The 16,309-nt window shown below is 37.9% G+C and carries 20 protein-coding genes; 19 read left to right on the forward strand and 1 reads right to left on the reverse strand.

What is annotated here, in order from left to right:
* Positions 1–10 precede the first annotated feature (10 nt).
* From nifS to Dongsha4_RS16350, 18 genes are all read left to right on the forward strand, one after another.
* Positions 11–1,213: a cysteine desulfurase NifS gene (gene nifS, locus Dongsha4_RS16265; RefSeq protein ID WP_330203344.1), complete on the forward strand. Its 1,203-nt coding sequence runs from the start codon at positions 11–13 to the stop codon at positions 1,211–1,213.
* A 90-nt stretch (positions 1,214–1,303) separates the two neighbouring features.
* Positions 1,304–2,212, forward strand: a complete 909-nt coding sequence (gene nifU, locus Dongsha4_RS16270) for a Fe-S cluster assembly protein NifU (protein WP_330203345.1) — start codon at positions 1,304–1,306, stop codon at positions 2,210–2,212.
* Between the two features lie 327 nt (positions 2,213–2,539).
* Positions 2,540–3,412: a nitrogenase iron protein gene (gene nifH, locus Dongsha4_RS16275; protein ID WP_330203346.1), complete on the forward strand. Its 873-nt coding sequence runs from the start codon at positions 2,540–2,542 to the stop codon at positions 3,410–3,412.
* Between the two features lie 161 nt (positions 3,413–3,573).
* The gene (gene nifD, locus Dongsha4_RS16280) at positions 3,574–5,022 is read left to right on the forward strand and encodes a nitrogenase molybdenum-iron protein alpha chain (RefSeq protein WP_330203347.1); all 1,449 of its coding nucleotides are present in this window, start codon (positions 3,574–3,576) and stop codon (positions 5,020–5,022) included.
* Positions 5,023–5,316: 294 nt separating this feature from the next.
* Positions 5,317–6,885: a nitrogenase molybdenum-iron protein subunit beta gene (gene nifK / locus Dongsha4_RS16285; protein ID WP_330203348.1), complete on the forward strand. Its 1,569-nt coding sequence runs from the start codon at positions 5,317–5,319 to the stop codon at positions 6,883–6,885.
* Positions 6,886–7,058: 173 nt separating this feature from the next.
* Positions 7,059–7,322, forward strand: coding sequence for a nitrogen fixation protein NifZ (locus Dongsha4_RS16290; RefSeq protein WP_330203349.1), 264 nt, complete (start codon positions 7,059–7,061; stop codon positions 7,320–7,322).
* A gap of 5 nt (positions 7,323–7,327) precedes the next feature.
* Positions 7,328–7,621: a Mo-dependent nitrogenase C-terminal domain-containing protein gene (locus tag Dongsha4_RS16295; protein ID WP_330203350.1), complete on the forward strand. Its 294-nt coding sequence runs from the start codon at positions 7,328–7,330 to the stop codon at positions 7,619–7,621.
* Between the two features lie 46 nt (positions 7,622–7,667).
* Positions 7,668–10,448 (forward strand): bifunctional nitrogenase iron-molybdenum cofactor biosynthesis protein NifEN, encoded by a 2,781-nt coding sequence (locus Dongsha4_RS16300; protein WP_330203351.1) that lies wholly within the window; start codon positions 7,668–7,670, stop codon positions 10,446–10,448.
* Positions 10,449–10,512: 64 nt separating this feature from the next.
* Positions 10,513–10,950, forward strand: a complete 438-nt coding sequence (locus tag Dongsha4_RS16305) for a DUF269 domain-containing protein (RefSeq protein ID WP_330203352.1) — start codon at positions 10,513–10,515, stop codon at positions 10,948–10,950.
* 43 nt (positions 10,951–10,993) lie between these two features.
* On the forward strand, positions 10,994–11,389 hold the full coding sequence (nifX, locus tag Dongsha4_RS16310; protein ID WP_330203353.1) for a nitrogen fixation protein NifX: 396 nt from the start codon (positions 10,994–10,996) through the stop codon (positions 11,387–11,389).
* Positions 11,390–11,456: 67 nt separating this feature from the next.
* Positions 11,457–11,933: a NifX-associated nitrogen fixation protein gene (locus Dongsha4_RS16315; RefSeq protein WP_330203354.1), complete on the forward strand. Its 477-nt coding sequence runs from the start codon at positions 11,457–11,459 to the stop codon at positions 11,931–11,933.
* A 22-nt stretch (positions 11,934–11,955) separates the two neighbouring features.
* Positions 11,956–12,195, forward strand: coding sequence for a CCE_0567 family metalloprotein (locus Dongsha4_RS16320; RefSeq protein ID WP_330205461.1), 240 nt, complete (start codon positions 11,956–11,958; stop codon positions 12,193–12,195).
* A gap of 6 nt (positions 12,196–12,201) precedes the next feature.
* Complete coding sequence (gene nifW, locus Dongsha4_RS16325; protein WP_330203355.1) at positions 12,202–12,552, forward strand: nitrogenase-stabilizing/protective protein NifW; 351 nt, start codon at positions 12,202–12,204, stop codon at positions 12,550–12,552.
* Positions 12,553–12,660: 108 nt separating this feature from the next.
* Positions 12,661–13,398 (forward strand): HesA/MoeB/ThiF family protein, encoded by a 738-nt coding sequence (locus Dongsha4_RS16330; protein ID WP_330203356.1) that lies wholly within the window; start codon positions 12,661–12,663, stop codon positions 13,396–13,398.
* Between the two features lie 169 nt (positions 13,399–13,567).
* Entirely contained in the window at positions 13,568–13,930 is a 363-nt protein-coding gene (locus tag Dongsha4_RS16335; RefSeq protein ID WP_330203357.1) for an iron-sulfur cluster assembly accessory protein, read from the forward strand.
* A 105-nt stretch (positions 13,931–14,035) separates the two neighbouring features.
* Positions 14,036–14,350 (forward strand): 2Fe-2S iron-sulfur cluster-binding protein, encoded by a 315-nt coding sequence (locus Dongsha4_RS16340; protein WP_330203358.1) that lies wholly within the window; start codon positions 14,036–14,038, stop codon positions 14,348–14,350.
* A gap of 117 nt (positions 14,351–14,467) precedes the next feature.
* Positions 14,468–14,809: a hypothetical protein gene (locus Dongsha4_RS16345; protein ID WP_330203359.1), complete on the forward strand. Its 342-nt coding sequence runs from the start codon at positions 14,468–14,470 to the stop codon at positions 14,807–14,809.
* Between the two features lie 19 nt (positions 14,810–14,828).
* Positions 14,829–15,044, forward strand: coding sequence for a hypothetical protein (locus tag Dongsha4_RS16350; RefSeq protein ID WP_330203360.1), 216 nt, complete (start codon positions 14,829–14,831; stop codon positions 15,042–15,044).
* A 151-nt stretch (positions 15,045–15,195) separates the two neighbouring features.
* Here Dongsha4_RS16350 and Dongsha4_RS16355 read toward each other — a convergent pair whose 3' ends face one another.
* On the reverse strand, positions 15,196–15,405 hold the full coding sequence (locus Dongsha4_RS16355) for a molybdopterin-binding protein (protein ID WP_330203361.1): 210 nt from the start codon (positions 15,403–15,405) through the stop codon (positions 15,196–15,198).
* Between the two features lie 87 nt (positions 15,406–15,492).
* Here Dongsha4_RS16355 and modA point away from each other — a divergent pair, with 87 nt between their 5' ends.
* Positions 15,493–16,308: a molybdate ABC transporter substrate-binding protein gene (gene modA / locus Dongsha4_RS16360; protein ID WP_330203362.1), complete on the forward strand. Its 816-nt coding sequence runs from the start codon at positions 15,493–15,495 to the stop codon at positions 16,306–16,308.
* Position 16,309 lies beyond the last annotated feature (1 nt).

A 16,309-nucleotide genomic window follows, 5' to 3' on the forward strand; every position in this document is an offset into this window, starting at 1 on the left:
GATTAAAACCATGAATGATTGTATCTATCTCGATAATAATGCTACCACGAAAATAGATGAAGATGTGTTGGCGGTAATGCTACCTTATCTTACTACCTATTATGGCAATCCTTCTAGTATGCACACTTTCGGTGGACAAATCGGACGGGCGGTGCGATCGGCAAGAGGTAAAGTAGCGGAATTATTAAATGCTGAAGAATCAGAAATCATCTTTACCAGTTGTGGCACTGAAGGGGATAATGCGGCTATTTTAGCGGCTCTCAAGGCTCAACCAAATAAAAAACATATTGTTACTACTGAGGTTGAGCATCCTGCCATTTTAAATCTCTGTCGCAAATTGGAAAAGGAAGGTTATACCGTTACTTATCTTTCAGTTAACAATCAAGGGCAAATTGATTTTGATGAGTTGGAAGCATCGATGACAGGCAGTACAGCAGTAGTTTCGGTCATGTATGCAAACAATGAAACAGGAGTTATTTTCCCCATCGAAAGAATTGGACAGATTGCTAAAGAATACGGTGCTTTATTCCATGTGGATGCAGTCCAAGCTGTGGGTAAAATTCCCCTCGACATGAAAAACAGTGCGATCGATATGTTAACTCTATCTGGGCATAAAATCCATGCACCCAAGGGAATTGGAGCTTTATATGTGCGCAAGGGAGTAAGATTTCGTCCTTTATTAATCGGTGGACATCAAGAAAGAGGACGCAGAGGCGGTACTGAAAACGTTGTGGGTATTGTCGGCTTGGGTAAGGCCGCCGAGTTAGCTCAACAACATTTAGGCAATATTCAGGAAGAAAAACGCTTAAGAGACAAACTGGAACAAAGCATATTGGCAACGATTCCTAATACTGTGATTAATGGGGATTATATCAATCGTTTACCTAACACCACTAATATCGGTTTTAAATATATTGAAGGCGAAGCCATTTTACTTTCTTTAGATAAATATGGTATTTGTGCTTCTTCTGGTTCTGCTTGTAGTTCTGGCTCTCTTGAACCTTCTCATGTGCTTAGAGCATTAGGATTACCTTACAGCGTTTTACATGGCTCAATTCGTTTCAGTTTATCTCGTTTCACCACTGAAGCAGAAATTGATCGAGTCTTGGAAATTTTACCATCAATCATCGATCGCCTCCGAGAACTTTCTCCCTTCAACAGCGACGATGCTGATTGGCTCAAAGAGCAAGAACAAGCCTTATTAGCCAAATAACCAGAGTTTGGTTTTAAACAGGCAAGATGCCTGTTCTACGGAACTCATAACTATTAATTATTCATTATTCATTATTAACTATTAATTGCTATGTGGGACTATACAGATCAAGTAATGGAACACTTCTACAACCCTCGTAATCAAGGCAAGATTACCGACAAGGAGGCAGGAGAAGAAATTGTGACAGGGCAAGTGGGCAGTATTGCTTGTGGCGATGCTCTTAAGTTACATCTCAAAATCGACGAAGCCACCCAAACGATCAAAGATGCAAGATTTCAAACTTTTGGTTGTGCAAGTGCGATCGCATCTTCGTCGGCTTTAACGGAATTGTTGAAAGGCAAAAAAGTGAATGATGCTTTGCTAATCACAAATAAAGAAATTGCTCAATCTCTTGGGGGATTACCAGAGGAAAAAATGCACTGCTCCGTCATGGGGCAGGAGGCTTTAGAGGCCGCTATTTACAAATATAAAGGTATCACCATTGAGGAACACGAAGAAGATGAAGGAAAACTTATTTGCCGATGTTTCGGTACTACCGATAGCAAGATTAGGAGAATTATTAGAGAAAATAATCTCACTACTGCGGAACAAGTTACAAACTATGTTAAAGCTGGTGGAGGATGCAGTTCATGCTTACCAGATATTGACGATTTGCTCCTCGAACTTGCCACAGAAAAGGAAACCTTGGCGATGGCAACAGAAATTGGAAGAGACGATGATTTGTCACCACAATCACCAACAGCCACTCAAGCCACAAAACCTCTAACTAATCTGCAAAAAATTACTTTAATTCAACGAGTAATTGAAGACGAAATTAAACCGATTTTAGCTGAAGACGGCGGAGATATGGAGTTATTCGACTTAGAAGGCGATGTAGTTAAAGTTATTCTCAAAGGTGCTTGTCAAGGCTGTGCTTCTTCTCTTGCTACTCTCAAAATGGCCATCGAAGCTACTCTGCGCGATCGAGTTTTAGGTTCTCTCATCGTTGAAGCTGTTTAACTTATCTCCCCAACACCCTAACATCCCAAAACCCTACAAGTTAAGGACAGAAAATCATGGTATCAATGCACAACAAAAATAAAGGAGAGCGATCGCCACCCAGAGCGTAGTTCCCTTGAGGATTCTACCAGTAAACACAGGTTAAAGAGATTATAAGTTTACGCCAAAAATCAACTATTTAGAATTGAAGGACTATCAATCTTCTTTGAATCCAATTACTTTTTATCCTCAACCATTCCAGTTAACTGAATTTGCCCTCTAGTTTGATTAGAGTCAGCAAAATTGCTTCCTCGTTAGACATCCATTATACAAACACAAGAAATTATTATGAGACAAATTGCATTTTACGGAAAAGGCGGAATTGGTAAATCCACGACCTCTCAAAATACGATCGCAGCTCTCTCCGAAAAATTAAGAGTAATGATCGTTGGTTGTGACCCTAAAGCAGATTCTACCCGCTTAATGCTTCACTGTAAAGCTCAAACTACTATCCTACACTTAGCCGCCGAACGTGGTTCAGTAGAAGATCTTGAATTAGAAGAAGTGTTGCTCACTGGTTATAATAACGTTCGTTGCGTTGAATCTGGTGGTCCTGAACCCGGTGTTGGTTGTGCAGGACGTGGTATTATTACTGCCATTAACTTCCTCGAAGAAGAAGGCGCTTACGAAGACATCGATTTAGTTTCTTATGACGTATTAGGTGACGTTGTTTGCGGTGGTTTTGCGATGCCCATTCGGGAAGGTAAAGCCCAAGAAATTTACATCGTTACTTCTGGTGAAATGATGGCTATGTATGCCGCTAATAACATTGCTCGGGGTATTTTAAAATATGCTCAATCTGGTGGGGTTCGTCTTGGTGGTTTAATTTGTAATAGCCGTAAGGTCGATCGTGAAATTGAATTAATTGAAGCCTTAGCTGACAAACTCGGCACAAAAATGATTCATTATGTTCCCCGTGACAACGTAGTTCAACGTGCAGAATTACGCCGTATGACCGTTATTGAGTACGAACCTGATCACCCCCAAGCTGATGAATATCGTGTCTTAGCTGACAAAATAGCCAACAACAAAGACTTAGTCATTCCTACTCCTATCAGCATGGACGAATTAGAAGAATTATTGGTTGAATTCGGATTTATGGATTCTGATGCAGAATATCAAAGAGCATTAGAAGAAGATAAAGCAAAAGCAAAAGTTTAATTCTTTGATCCCCCCTCTTAATAATGAATCAATTCAATTATTAGAAAAAAGTCTCCCCTCGCCTGTGCGAGAGGGGTTGGGGGATGAGGGCGAAAAATTTTGGGCAAAGTGCGAAGAATCTCCCTCTCATCATTAATACTATCAACACATGGGAAAAAATTATGACCACTGTAGAAGAGAAAAAAGATCTAATAAAAGAGGTGCTGGAGGCTTATCCAGAAAAAGCCGCAAAAAGACGGGCAAAACATCTCAATGTTCAAGAAGAAAGTAAATCAGATTGTGGGGTACAATCCAATAAAAAATCTGTACCAGGTGTCATGACTACTCGTGGTTGTGCCTATGCAGGAGCGAAAGGTGTTGTCTGGGGACCTGTTAAAGATATGGTTCACCTCAGTCACGGGCCTGTCGGTTGTGGGTACTACTCTTGGTCTGGTCGCCGTAACTACTATATAGGAACGACGGGAGTTGACACCTTTGGTACAATGCAATTTACCTCCGATTTCCAAGAAAGAGATATTGTTTTCGGTGGTGACAAAAAATTAGCTAAGTTGATTGACGAGTTAGAAGTACTTTTCCCCCTCAGCAAAGGAACTACGATCGAATCTGAGTGTCCTATTGGCTTAATTGGGGATGATATTGAAGCAGTGGCTCGTAAAAAAGCAAAAGAAACAGGAAAGCCCGTTATTCCCGTTCGTTGTGAAGGATTTAGAGGAGTATCCCAATCTTTAGGACACCATATCGCTAATGATACTGTGAGAGATTGGGTTTTACCGAAAGCGGACGAGTATCGTCAATTACCCGAAGGATTTGAATCTAGTCCTTATGATGTCAATATTATTGGTGACTATAACATCGGTGGTGATGCTTGGCCTAGTCGTAGATTATTAGAGGCGATCGGACTTAGAGTAATTTGTCAATTTTCTGGAGATGGTACATTTAACGAAGTGGTAATGACTCCTCTCGCTAAATTAAACCTCATCCACTGCTATCGCTCCATGAACTACATTTGCCGTTACATGGAAGAAAAATACGAAATTCCTTGGTTAGAGTATAACTTCTTTGGACCTACTCAAATTGCTAAATCTCTGCGTAAAATTGCCGCTCAATTTGATGAAACTATCCAAGAAAAAGCGGAACAAGTAATTGCTGAACATGAAGCAGAAATGAAAGCTATTACTGACAAATATCGTCCTCGTCTCGAAGGTAAAAAAGTAATGATGATGGTTGGTGGTTTACGCCCCCGTCATGTTATCCCTGCTTTTGATGATTTAGGAATGGATGTTATTGGCACGGGCTATGAATTTGGTCACGGTGATGACTATAAACGTACAGCCGATTATACCAAAGACGGTACGATCATTTACGACGACATCAGTGGTTATGAATTTGAGGAATTTGCCAAACAATTAAAACCAGACTTAATTGCCGCAGGTATTAAAGAAAAATACGTTTTCCAGAAAATGGCATTACCTTTCCGTCAAATGCACTCTTGGGATTATTCTGGTCCTTATCATGGTTACGAAGGCTTTGCAGTATTCGCTCGTGATATGGATTTAGCCATTAACAACCCCACTTGGAGTTTAATCAACAATCCTTGGGAAACCAAATAACCGTAACCTGAGTTCGGAGTTCGGAGTTCGGAGTTCGGAGTTCGGAGTTAAACTTGGCAAATATTGAGTTGAAACTATTTAAAATTGATTTTTCGACCTTATTTACTAATTTTAATGGTTGTTTTACTCATTTTTAAACTCTGTCTTCCCATACTTATTCCATGCCTCCCCACCTTAACTTTTACCATTTTTCTTATATCGAACTCAGGTAACTGTAGGGTGGGCAATGCCCACCGCTCTCTCCATCAAACAAATAAAACCATTCCCATTCATCTCAAACAAAGGTAAAGTATCATGACTCAAGAAAATACTAACAATCTCAATACCTCCAATGTAGCAGAGGCAAAAGTTCAAGATCACTTTGATTTATTTCATACCGATACCTATCAAGAATTATTTGAATACAAACGTCAATTTGAAGGTGCGCATAGTCCCGAAGAAGTTGCAAGAATTGCTGAATGGACTAAAACTTGGGATTATCGTGAGAAAAACTTTGCCCGTGAAGCATTAACCATTAACCCTGCTAAAGCCTGTCAACCTTTAGGCTCTTTATTTGTTGCCGCAGGTTTTGAAGGCACGTTACCTTACTCTCATGGTTCACAAGGTTGCGTTGCTTATTTCCGTAGTCACTTAACCCGTAATTTCAAAGAGCCTTTCCAAGCAGTTTCTTCTTCCATGACTGAAGATGCGGCAGTATTTGGCGGTTTGAAAAACATGATTGATGGTTTAGCAAATTCCTATCAACTCTATAAACCCAAAATGATCGCCCTTTGTACTACTTGTATGGCTGAGGTAATTGGTGATGACTTAGGGGCATTTATTCAAACTTCTAAACAGGAAGGCTCTATTCCTGAAGATTTCCCAGTACCTTATGCTCATACTCCTAGCTTTGTGGGTTCTCACATCACAGGCTATGACAATATGCTTAAAGGGATTTTGGAATGTTTAAGCGAAGGTAAAAAACAGGAAACTACCAACGGGAAGTATAACTTTAACTTAGGTTTTGATCCTTATGTAGGCAATATTCGTGAGTTAAAACGCATCTTAAATTTATTTGATCTCGACTATACTATCCTTTCTGATAATTCCGATACTTTTGATGCTCCTAACACTGGTGAGTTTCAAATGTATAATGGTTTGACCACTTTAGAAGAAGCAGGAGATTCAATCAACGCTGAGGGTACTTTCTTCTTCCAAAAATACACCACTCCTAAAACTCAAGAATACATCGGTAAAGAGTGGGGGCAACAAACCTTTAATTTCCGTCCTTTTGGTATTCGTGGCACTGATGAGTTTATTACTAAGTTATCGGAAATCACTGGTAAACCTGTACCTCAAGAATTGATCGATGAAAGAGGAAGGGCGGTGGATGCTATGAATGATTCTCAAGCGTGGATTCATGGTAAACGGGTCGCTTTATATGGTGATCCTGATCATGTGTTTGGTTTAGTTAATTTCTTACTTGAATTAGGTGCTGAACCTGTACATATCGTAGTTACTAACTCTAATCCTGAATTTGAAAAAGAGTTACAAGCTGTTTTGTCTGCTAGTCCTTACGGTAAAGATGCAACTATTTGGGGCAAAAAAGACCTTTGGCACTTACGCAGTTTGATGTTTACTGAGCCTGTTGATCTTTTAATTGGTAACTCCTACGGTAAATATCTCTGGCGTGATACTAAAACTCCTTTAGTTCGCATTGGTTATCCTATTTTCGATCGCCATCATTTACACCGTTATGAAACTCTTGGTTATCGTGGCACTTTGAATCTACATAACTGGATTATCAATACTATCCTTGATGAGCTCGATCGCAATACTATTATCCCTGCGAAAACTGATATTTCCTTCGATTTAATCCGTTAATTTAACCCCCTAGCCTCTTTAATAAGGCATTCTGCTCCCCCCTAGCCCCCCTTAATAAGGGGGGAATGTATGGGAAAAATATGAGGGAAAGTCCCGCTTACGAAGGAGGATTTAGGGGGATCTCTTGAGGGATCTAAAATTTATCAAACAATCTCTAGGTTAAAGGGAGAATTATGAAACTAGGTGAAATAGAACTCGATCGAGAACCTGCTTTCGAGCTTGAATCAAAAGTTAGAGTTACCAAAAAAATCCGCAATGATGGCACTTTCCCCGGTAAGCAATTAGGCGAAGTTTTAGCCAAGAAAGGAGATGAAGGTTATGTTATTTCCATTGGTACATATCTGCAAACGGCTTATATCTATTCTGTTCATTTTTTAGAAGCTGGAACGGTTGTCGGTTGTTTAGGGAAAGAGCTTGAACTAATTACCGAAAATTAAAAATTATGTTTACCTATACTCAAAATCATCTAAATTCTAGCATTCGTCATTCTAAATTCCATTTAGATCTTCTTTTTCCTATTCGTCAATGGTTAGATGCGATCGAAGTTAAGGAAATCAAACTGGCTCGGTTTATCTGTCGATTAATTCCTGCTAGTTGTCCTTTTGAGCGTAGTGTCAAACTCTGGAAATTGACTTTACATATTCCCCCATTATGTAAACTTAATCCTCTTTATAACGAATTTGTGGGTTTAAGATTTCGCGCTTTGTCTTATTTGGGCGAAAACGAAAAACTGTAGGTTGGGTTAAACAAAGTAAAACTCTACATTAAAGGATGAAGAAGCAATGACTAAGCCAAATATAGCCGAGCTACTTAATGAACCCGGTTGCGAACATAATCACAAAAAAGGAAATGGCAAACATGGCACAAATAAAGTCTGTACCCAACAGGCTCAACCCGGTACTGCTCAAGGAGGCTGTGCTTTTGACGGAGCTTCGATCGCCCTTGTACCTATTACCGATGCAGCGCATTTAGTTCACGGACCCATCGCCTGTGCAGGTAATTCATGGGGTAGTAGAGGAAGTTTGTCTTCTGATGCGTTAACTTACAAAATCGGTTTTACTACCGATATTAGCGAAAATGACATTATCTTCGGTGGTGAAAAGAAATTATTTAAGGCGATCGCACAAATTATTGATCGTTATCAACCTCCAGCTATTTTCGTTTATTCCACCTGTGTAACTGCCTTAATTGGTGACGATTTAGACGCTGTTTGTAAAATCGCTTCGCAAAGATATTCAACTCCTGTTATTCCTGTACATTCCCCCGGTTTTGTCGGTAGCAAAAATTTAGGCAATCGACTAGCTGGAGAGTCTTTATTAGATTATGTCATCGGTACTGCTGAACCTGAATACACCACTCCTTACGATATTAACCTGATTGGAGAATACAATATCGCAGGGGAATTATGGGGCGTTTTACCCCTATTTGAAAAAGTTGGGATTAGAGTATTATCGAAAATTACGGGAGATGCGACTTATCAAGAAATTTGTTATGCCCATCGTGCCAAACTCAATGTCATGATTTGCTCCAAAGCATTGATTAACATGGGGCGAAAAATGGAGGAACGTTACGGGATACCTTATATTGAGGAGTCTTTTTACGGTGTTGCCGATATGAACCGTTGTTTACGCAATATTGCCCAAAAATTAGGGGATTCTGCCTTACAACAACGAGTCGAAGATTTAATCGCCGAAGAAACGGTAAAATTAGATCTTGCCCTTGCCCCTTATCGTCAAAGATTAAAAGGGAAAAGGATGGTTTTATATACGGGTGGTGTCAAAAGTTGGTCAATTATTTCTGCCGCCCAAGATTTAGGCATTGAAGTAACTGCCACTAGCACCAAGAAAAGCACGGAGGAAGATAAAGCCAAAATTAAGGAATTATTAGGCAAAGATGGCATTGCTATGGCAAAAGGCAACGCTCAAGAGTTATTACGGGTAATTGCTAAGACAAACGCTGATTTGCTCGTGGCTGGAGGTAGAAATCAATACACCGCACTGAAAGCCAAAATTCCTTTCCTTGATATTAACCAAGAGCGCCATAAACCATACTCAGGCTATGTTGGTTTAATTGAAATGGCAAAAGAGTTCGATCGAGTTTTGCATACTCCCATTTGGCAACAGGTAAGAGAATCACCCCCTTGGAAGGAGTATCAAATGCAAACACAAACTAAAAAAGGATTTGATATTGACGAATGTTTAAAAGTCAATCTTAATAACAATATCCTCAAAAATACCAATATTGTTAAGTCGAAAAAACCTGCCACTGTTAACCCTTTAAAACAAAGTGCGCCGTTAGGGGCTTCCCTCGCTTTTTTGGGTTTAAAAAACACTGTACCTTTATTTCACGGTTCGCAAGGTTGTACTGCTTTTGCAAAAGTCTTGTTAGTGAGACATTTTCGAGAAGCGATACCTGTGGCAACCACTGCCATGAACAATGTTAGCACCATTTTAGGAGGAGAGGATCACGTTGAACAAGCTATTCTCGCCTTAGTGGAAAAAGCAAAACCTGAGATGATTGGTTTATTTACCACTGGTTTAACGGAAACGAGAGGAGATGATATGCACGGTATCCTTAAGTCTATCCGTGATCGTCATTCTGAGTTGGATGATTTACCGATTATTTTCGCTTCTACCCCTGATTATAAGGGCGGTTTACAAGATGGTTTTGCCTTAGCAGTACAATCCATTGTCAGCACTGATTATAGTCAATTTTCATCATCTCCAATTCCAGAGGAAGAAAACTTCAATCAAGTCACGATTTTAGCCGGTTCTTTGCTCTCACCGGGTGATGTAGCGGAAATTAAGGAAATTGTCACGAATTTTGGCTTAAAACCCTTAGTTATTCCTGATTTATCTAATTCCCTCGATGGACATTTAGGGGATGATTACCAGACTACCAGTGCAGGAGGTACGACAAAAGCTAGTTTACAACAGTTGGCGCGATCGAACTTTACCATTGCCATTGGTGAGAGTATGGGAGAAAGTGCGAAAATTTTACAACAAAAATATGGCACAAATTACCAAGTCTTCCCCCGTCTAACAGGTTTAGGGGTGATGGATAAGTTTATAACTCTACTGGCTAAGTTGGTTAATGATCAAAATCAGGCTAATTCTCTGGAAATACCTGCTATATACGAACATCAACGCCGTCAATTACAGGATGCGATTCTTGACAGTCATTTCTATGTAAGTGGCAAAAAAGTTTGTATTGCCCTTGAGCCAGATTTACTCTATCAAACCAGTTGGTTACTCAAGGAAATGGGTGCAGAAATTCAGGCAGTGGTAACAACCACTAACGCACCTATCTTGAAAGAATTACCTATCAATGAAGTCATCATCGGTGACTTGGAAGATTTAGAGGATATAGCCAAAGGTGCAGATTTAATTATTACCAATTCCCAAGGAAAAGATCTCGCTCATCGCTTACATATTCCCCTTTATCGTCTAGGTTATCCTATTTACGATCGCCTCGGCAATGGTTCTCGTTGCTTAGTGGGTTATCGAGGTACGATGCAGTTTTTATTCGATGTTGCTAATATTTTCATCGATTTAGATCATTAAAGTTAGAACTCAGAACTAATAATCTAACCATAGTTCATTATTCATTATTCATTATTCATTGATTATGGCTACTCAAATTTTACCCCTCAATAAATCCACGAAATTAAAGCATCCTTTTTTACAGGAATTAATTAGACAAATTCGTCAATCAGATACTTGTAATAAATATAAAAATTATACCGATGATATGCTGATTAATCAATTAATTATCCCTTCAAATTGTTCTATTAATCAAATTTTTACTAGAGCTTTTTATCAAGCAACAGGAGTAATTATAGAAAGAAAAACAGGTTATCCAACGAATACTTTTGTCCATTTAAAGGATAAAAAACTAAGTTCTGCCGTGATTTGTTGTGGTGGAGTAATTGTTTTATCCTCTGTGATTCGGGAATATTTGAATTTTGCTTGTCTCTCTTTAACAAGTTTGATTGAATATGCCGAAACTATTATTGAGTATGCTTTAGCTAAAGCTAGTCAATATTTGGATATTTCCTGTGTTTAATTGCTTGATATTTAAACCTAATATTTTAGGAGATTTTTTCACTATGAAAGTTGCTTTTGCTACTCAAGATAACATTCATATAAATGCCCATTTTGGTTGGGCGAAAAAAGTTGCTATCTATGATGTTTATGCCGATGGATATTATTTTTTACATACGGTTGAATTTACTGGTGAACTTAAAGAAGATGGCAACGAAGATAAATTATTACCGAAAATCGATGCTGTTGCTGATTGTAAGTTAGTATATGTATCTGCGATCGGTAGTAGTGCGGCCTCTCGGTTACTAGAACATAATATCACCCCTTTGAAAGCCCCATCAGAGGAGGATGAAATTATCGATGTACTAAACGATTTGGTGAAAACATTGGGTAGTCCCCCTCCTTGGTTACGCAAAGCCTTGGGGATGAAAACTCCTGATTTAAGTTTTGCTGATGTCTAAAGGGTACAAACCTCAGAACTAATAATTTCATCATTGTTCATTATTTATTATTCACTATTCACTAATTATGACTACAACTATTACTCAACCTGAGTCAACCACCAATATTATCAAAGATAGTCTTTTTCTCACTGAATTAGTGCTTCAAGTACGGGCGCAAGATCATTATGGCGTTTATCGTAGTTGGAGTGATGAATTAGTTTTGGCTAATTTTGTCGTTAGCAAGGAGAAGAAAAGACAAATTTCGGTGGAGGGTGATGTTGATTCTACTACTCAGTTACGCATTCTCTGTTTTTATCGTGCGATCGCATCTTGTATTGAGAAAAAAACGGGCAAACTCTGTCAAGTGGTAATCGACTTATCCCATGAGGGTTTTGGCTGGGTGATCGTCTGGACTGGTCGCTTAATTGTGGTAACTCGTACTTTAAGAGATGCTCAAAGATTTGGCTATGCTTCCCTTGAAAAAATGGCAACGGAAGGAGAAAAATTAGTTGATTCAGGAGTAGGCGCGATCGCACAATTTCCCGAAACTGCCAACGCTTAACTCATAATTCATAATGACTAACATGACTCAAACTATTGCACCACCAACCGCTTCAGCGATCGCCAATTTAAAAATCACGATCAAACGCCTGAATAGTAAAGCAGGGCAGATGAAAATGGATTTACACGATCTTGCTGAAGGATTACCAACCGATTATGAAACATTAATCGACACAGCAACCGCAACTTACGAGATTTATCGAGAGTTAGCAGAGTTAAAAAAACAACTCAAAGAATGGGAAAAATTAGCTAAAGAGGAATAAATTACCATGAATACTAGGGCGCAAATCAAAAAAACCCTTGCAGACTTTAAAAATCTGACTACTGCGGAGGATTACTTAGAATTTTTTAAGATAGAGTTCGATCGCACTTTAGTCAATATTAATCGTTTGCATATTTTAAAACAATTTTCCTTACTAATTAAAGAAGTCGATCGAGTTTTTCCCGATATTACCGATGGCGAAAAATTAGTGAAATATCATCTTGCTTTGGAAGAAGCCTATCAGGTGTTTTTAACAAAAAGCCCCTTAGAAACCAAACTCTTTAAGGTATTCCAAACGAAGCCAAAAAACTTTGTTTCATTGGATGAATTAACCAAACAAGCGGAGGCAAATAATTAACCTGTCATTATTCAAAAAAGTCCCCTTTATTAAGGGGGATTTAGGGCGATCAAAATTCACTCCATAAAACCGACAATTGTTATAAATAACAAAAAATGTAGAAACACGATGTTAACACCAAAAGAACTAGAACGCTATAGCCGACAAATGCAATTACCGAAATTCGGGAAAGAAGGACAAGAAGCCTTAAAAAATACTACCATACTTATTTCTGGGGTAGGTGGTTTAGGTGGTACTGTTGCCTTATATTTAGCGGTTGCAGGTATCGGTAAATTAATTCTAGTGCGGGGAGGTGAATTACGTCTCGATGACATGAATCGACAAATCTTGATGACGGATGATTGGGTAGGAAAATCCAGAATTATCAAAGCCAAAGAAACCCTAACTCAAATCAATCCTGATGTAGAAATTGAAGCAGTGGCAGAATATATAACTGCCGAAAATGCCGATGATTTATTAAAAAAAGGCGATTTAGCCATCAGTTGCGCCCATAATTTCCCAGAAAGGGATTTACTCAATCTTGCTTGTGTTAAGCAAAAAAAACCCCTGATTGAGTCCGCCATGAATAGCATGGATGCTTACTTAACTGCGATCGTACCCCATGAGACTCCGTGCTTATCATGTATTTTCCCCGAAAAACCTGATTGGGATCGCCGTGCTTTTGGTGTAATTGGTGCGGTTTCTGGCACTCTAGCTTGTTTAACTGCCTTAGAAGCGATTAAGTTAATTACAGGATTCGCTAAACCCTTGAAAGGATACTTACTCAACATGGATTTAGCAAACTTGGAATTTAAAAAACTTCGCCTCTACAAAGATTCTAACTGCCCCGTGTGTGGCAAAAAATAAATATAACCTCCGTTATTAGCAAGAATAACTGATTTAGGAAGGTTTTAGGTTTCATTTTCCGAGCATTTATTCATCCACAGAGGTAAAAGGCAAAGGAATAATAAATTAGTTTCTCCCCAATACTCCAACCCCCAACAACTTAACTATTCACTCTCAACTATTAACTACCATGACTGTTTACTTAACCGAAAAAGCCGCCTTCAGACTCCGTACTTTTACTCGCACCAATGATGCCACCGCCGAAAGAGGTATTAGACTCGCCGCCGTTAACGGTGGTTGCAGTGGGTTTGAATACAAACTTGATATAGTCGATCGCCCCGAAACGGACGATGTAATCTATGAACAAGACAAAGTAAAAATCTATGTTGATCCTCAAAGCCTAACAGTTTTAGACGGAGTTGTCATCGACTTTGTCGAAAGTTTAACCCAAGCAGGATTCATCTTTGAAAATCCCAATGCTACTGCTGGTTGCGGATGCGGTAAATCATTTTCGGTGGAAAATTGCGAAAGCCAAGCCGTGCCTTGCACTTAAAAGCGTTAAATGATGCTTACCCTGCCACGAAAAAATCTCATTCCCAGAGTAACGAGGAATCTCAAAACCTAACATCAATCAATTATCAACCAAAGAGTAAAAACTATGACCACCACATACAAAGTTCGTTTAATTAAAGGCAAAAAAAACAAACCCCCTGAAATCGATGTAACCATTGAAGTACCTGAAGATCAATATATTCTCGATGCGGCGGAAGAATTTGATTTAGATTTACCCTCATCTTGTCGTGCAGGTGCTTGTTCTAGTTGTGTCGGTAAACTGATAGAGGGCGAAGTAGATCAAGAAGATCAAAGTTTCTTAGACGATGAACAAATTGCCAAAGGATTTGTATTACTTTGCGTTGCTTATCCTAAATCTGATTGTACCATCAAAACTCATCAAGAAGCCTATTTAGTCTAAACCAAATTCCCCCCTTATAAAGGGGGGTTAGGGGGGATCAAATCCCTTATTAAAGGTAAGGGTGATCTAAAAAACTAGGGGAGATTAAATCATTCTAAATTTTAAATTTATTTAACAATGCTTAATCGAGAAAAAATTGCTCAAGAATACCTCAATGTCGTTAGTAAATCTTATCCCGAAGCGGGAAAACTTTTGTCCCATTGTCTTATTAAAACCCTAAAACTCAATGGAGTTAAGAATAGATATTCTTATTATTTAGGTATTTTTTATCCTGAATCCATTGGAGATTATTTATTAGAACATCAACCTGTTATCAAGGAAGTTGCAGAATATATGGGGTTAATAGAAGTTGTTTTTTTCAATGCTAATGACTTAATGAGACGTCCAGATTCAAGAATCAAAGAACAGAATTTCCGTTTTTGGTTAGAACTATCTTGGATTATTAATGAATTTAATTAAATTTTTACGGAGAAAATCAATGCTATTAATTAGTTTAATTATTTTATTTCTAGGTGCAACAGCATTTGTGATTAATATTCAATATCAAGATGAAATTCATAAATTGATTGCTATTTTATCAGGATTAATAGCTTCATTTATTTTATTTTTCTTAAGTCCTATTATTGTTAAATTATTTTTAATATTTATAATTTTAATTATCATTAATAATATAGCTTTTGTTTATAAAAGTTAGTCTGCATTTAAAAAATCTATAGATTTTAGTATTTATTTTTACAATTATTTAAACCTTATTTAGATTAAAATAAATCAAAGCAGTTAAGATAATTTATTCACCCCTAATTATCGATCGCAAATTATAAATCAAAGATTAAGGGTAAATGACATTAATCAACGGCAACAGCTACATCAGTAGCTTTTATTATAGCATAGGCTTCTTTTCTTTCTGCTAAATCAAGTCTCTCTGCGGAGGATTTCGTAATCACAGAAACAACCTCAATATCAGGAGCAATTTCTATAGTTATTTCTGCATTTACCGCTCCGATTAGGATTTTTTTGATAGTACCTTTAAACGAATTACGGGAGCTAATTTTCATAAAAAGTTTCTTTTTTACTAACTTTAATTATCCTCATAATATCACACCCATCACTTAATTTTAGTTTAATTGTTAGGAGTTCATCACATGAGAAATCGTAAAAATAGATTATTCTTTTTTAGTTTAATAATTTGCTTTTTTACCTTAGTTGTCGGCTTTGATTTATTAGGTAATATTTCATCGAAAAATTTGACCTTAGCGAATGTAACTGGCAAATTAACCGTTTCAGCCGCCGCTAGTTTAAAAGATGTTATGGAGGAAATTAAGCCTCTTTATGAGCAGAAGTATTCTCAAACAAAACTTACCTATAATTTTGGTTCATCTGGTTCATTACAACAGCAAATTGAACAGGGTGCGCCTGTAGATATATTTATTTCAGCGGCCAATAAACAAATGGATGCGTTAGAAAAAAAGGGTTTATTACTAACAGGAACTCGCCGTAATTTAGTCTCTAATCAAATGGTTTTAATTGTTCCAGCAAACCAGAATCAAAATAAAGTACAAATCAAAAATTTTACTGATTTAACTAATAAAAATATAGGAAGAATTGCCTTGGGAGAACCTAAAAGTGTACCGGCAGGAAAATATGCTCAAGAAGTTTTAACTTACTATAAAATTGCCGAGCAAGTTAACGCTAAAGCGGTTTATGGTAAGGATGTTCGTCAAGTTCTTAATTATGTAGCGACAGGTAATGTTGACGCAGGAATTGTCTATCTTACAGATGCAAAAATTGAGAATAAAGTAAAAATAGTTGCTACAGCCCCTTCAAGTAGTCATTCCCCTGTGGTTTATCCGATCGCAGTCATCAAAGATAGTAAAAATCCTCAGGAGTCAAAACAATTAATTAACTTCTTGACTACTTCTGACATTCAAAAAATATTTAAGAAATATGGATTTAGTTAGG

The organism is Cyanobacterium sp. Dongsha4, assembly GCF_036345015.1.
Classification (GTDB): Bacteria; Cyanobacteriota; Cyanobacteriia; order Cyanobacteriales; family Cyanobacteriaceae; genus PCC-10605.

What these genes read in the sequence shown, in the direction of transcription:
- nifS (WP_330203344.1), top strand. Translation starts at nt 11, where the DNA reads ATGAATGATTGTATCTATCTCGATAATAATGCTACCACGAAAATAGAT.
- nifU (WP_330203345.1), top strand. Translation starts at nt 1,304, where the DNA reads ATGTGGGACTATACAGATCAAGTAATGGAACACTTCTACAACCCTCGT.
- nifH (WP_330203346.1), top strand. Translation starts at nt 2,540, where the DNA reads ATGAGACAAATTGCATTTTACGGAAAAGGCGGAATTGGTAAATCCACG.
- nifD (WP_330203347.1), top strand. Translation starts at nt 3,574, where the DNA reads ATGACCACTGTAGAAGAGAAAAAAGATCTAATAAAAGAGGTGCTGGAG.
- nifK (WP_330203348.1), top strand. Translation starts at nt 5,317, where the DNA reads ATGACTCAAGAAAATACTAACAATCTCAATACCTCCAATGTAGCAGAG.
- Dongsha4_RS16290 (WP_330203349.1), top strand. Translation starts at nt 7,059, where the DNA reads ATGAAACTAGGTGAAATAGAACTCGATCGAGAACCTGCTTTCGAGCTT.
- Dongsha4_RS16295 (WP_330203350.1), top strand. Translation starts at nt 7,328, where the DNA reads ATGTTTACCTATACTCAAAATCATCTAAATTCTAGCATTCGTCATTCT.
- Dongsha4_RS16300 (WP_330203351.1), top strand. Translation starts at nt 7,668, where the DNA reads ATGACTAAGCCAAATATAGCCGAGCTACTTAATGAACCCGGTTGCGAA.
- Dongsha4_RS16305 (WP_330203352.1), top strand. Translation starts at nt 10,513, where the DNA reads ATGGCTACTCAAATTTTACCCCTCAATAAATCCACGAAATTAAAGCAT.
- nifX (WP_330203353.1), top strand. Translation starts at nt 10,994, where the DNA reads ATGAAAGTTGCTTTTGCTACTCAAGATAACATTCATATAAATGCCCAT.
- Dongsha4_RS16315 (WP_330203354.1), top strand. Translation starts at nt 11,457, where the DNA reads ATGACTACAACTATTACTCAACCTGAGTCAACCACCAATATTATCAAA.
- Dongsha4_RS16320 (WP_330205461.1), top strand. Translation starts at nt 11,956, where the DNA reads ATGACTCAAACTATTGCACCACCAACCGCTTCAGCGATCGCCAATTTA.
- nifW (WP_330203355.1), top strand. Translation starts at nt 12,202, where the DNA reads ATGAATACTAGGGCGCAAATCAAAAAAACCCTTGCAGACTTTAAAAAT.
- Dongsha4_RS16330 (WP_330203356.1), top strand. Translation starts at nt 12,661, where the DNA reads ATGTTAACACCAAAAGAACTAGAACGCTATAGCCGACAAATGCAATTA.
- Dongsha4_RS16335 (WP_330203357.1), top strand. Translation starts at nt 13,568, where the DNA reads ATGACTGTTTACTTAACCGAAAAAGCCGCCTTCAGACTCCGTACTTTT.
- Dongsha4_RS16340 (WP_330203358.1), top strand. Translation starts at nt 14,036, where the DNA reads ATGACCACCACATACAAAGTTCGTTTAATTAAAGGCAAAAAAAACAAA.
- Dongsha4_RS16345 (WP_330203359.1), top strand. Translation starts at nt 14,468, where the DNA reads ATGCTTAATCGAGAAAAAATTGCTCAAGAATACCTCAATGTCGTTAGT.
- Dongsha4_RS16350 (WP_330203360.1), top strand. Translation starts at nt 14,829, where the DNA reads ATGCTATTAATTAGTTTAATTATTTTATTTCTAGGTGCAACAGCATTT.
- Dongsha4_RS16355 (WP_330203361.1), bottom strand. Translation starts at nt 15,405, where the DNA reads ATGAAAATTAGCTCCCGTAATTCGTTTAAAGGTACTATCAAAAAAATC.
- modA (WP_330203362.1), top strand. Translation starts at nt 15,493, where the DNA reads ATGAGAAATCGTAAAAATAGATTATTCTTTTTTAGTTTAATAATTTGC.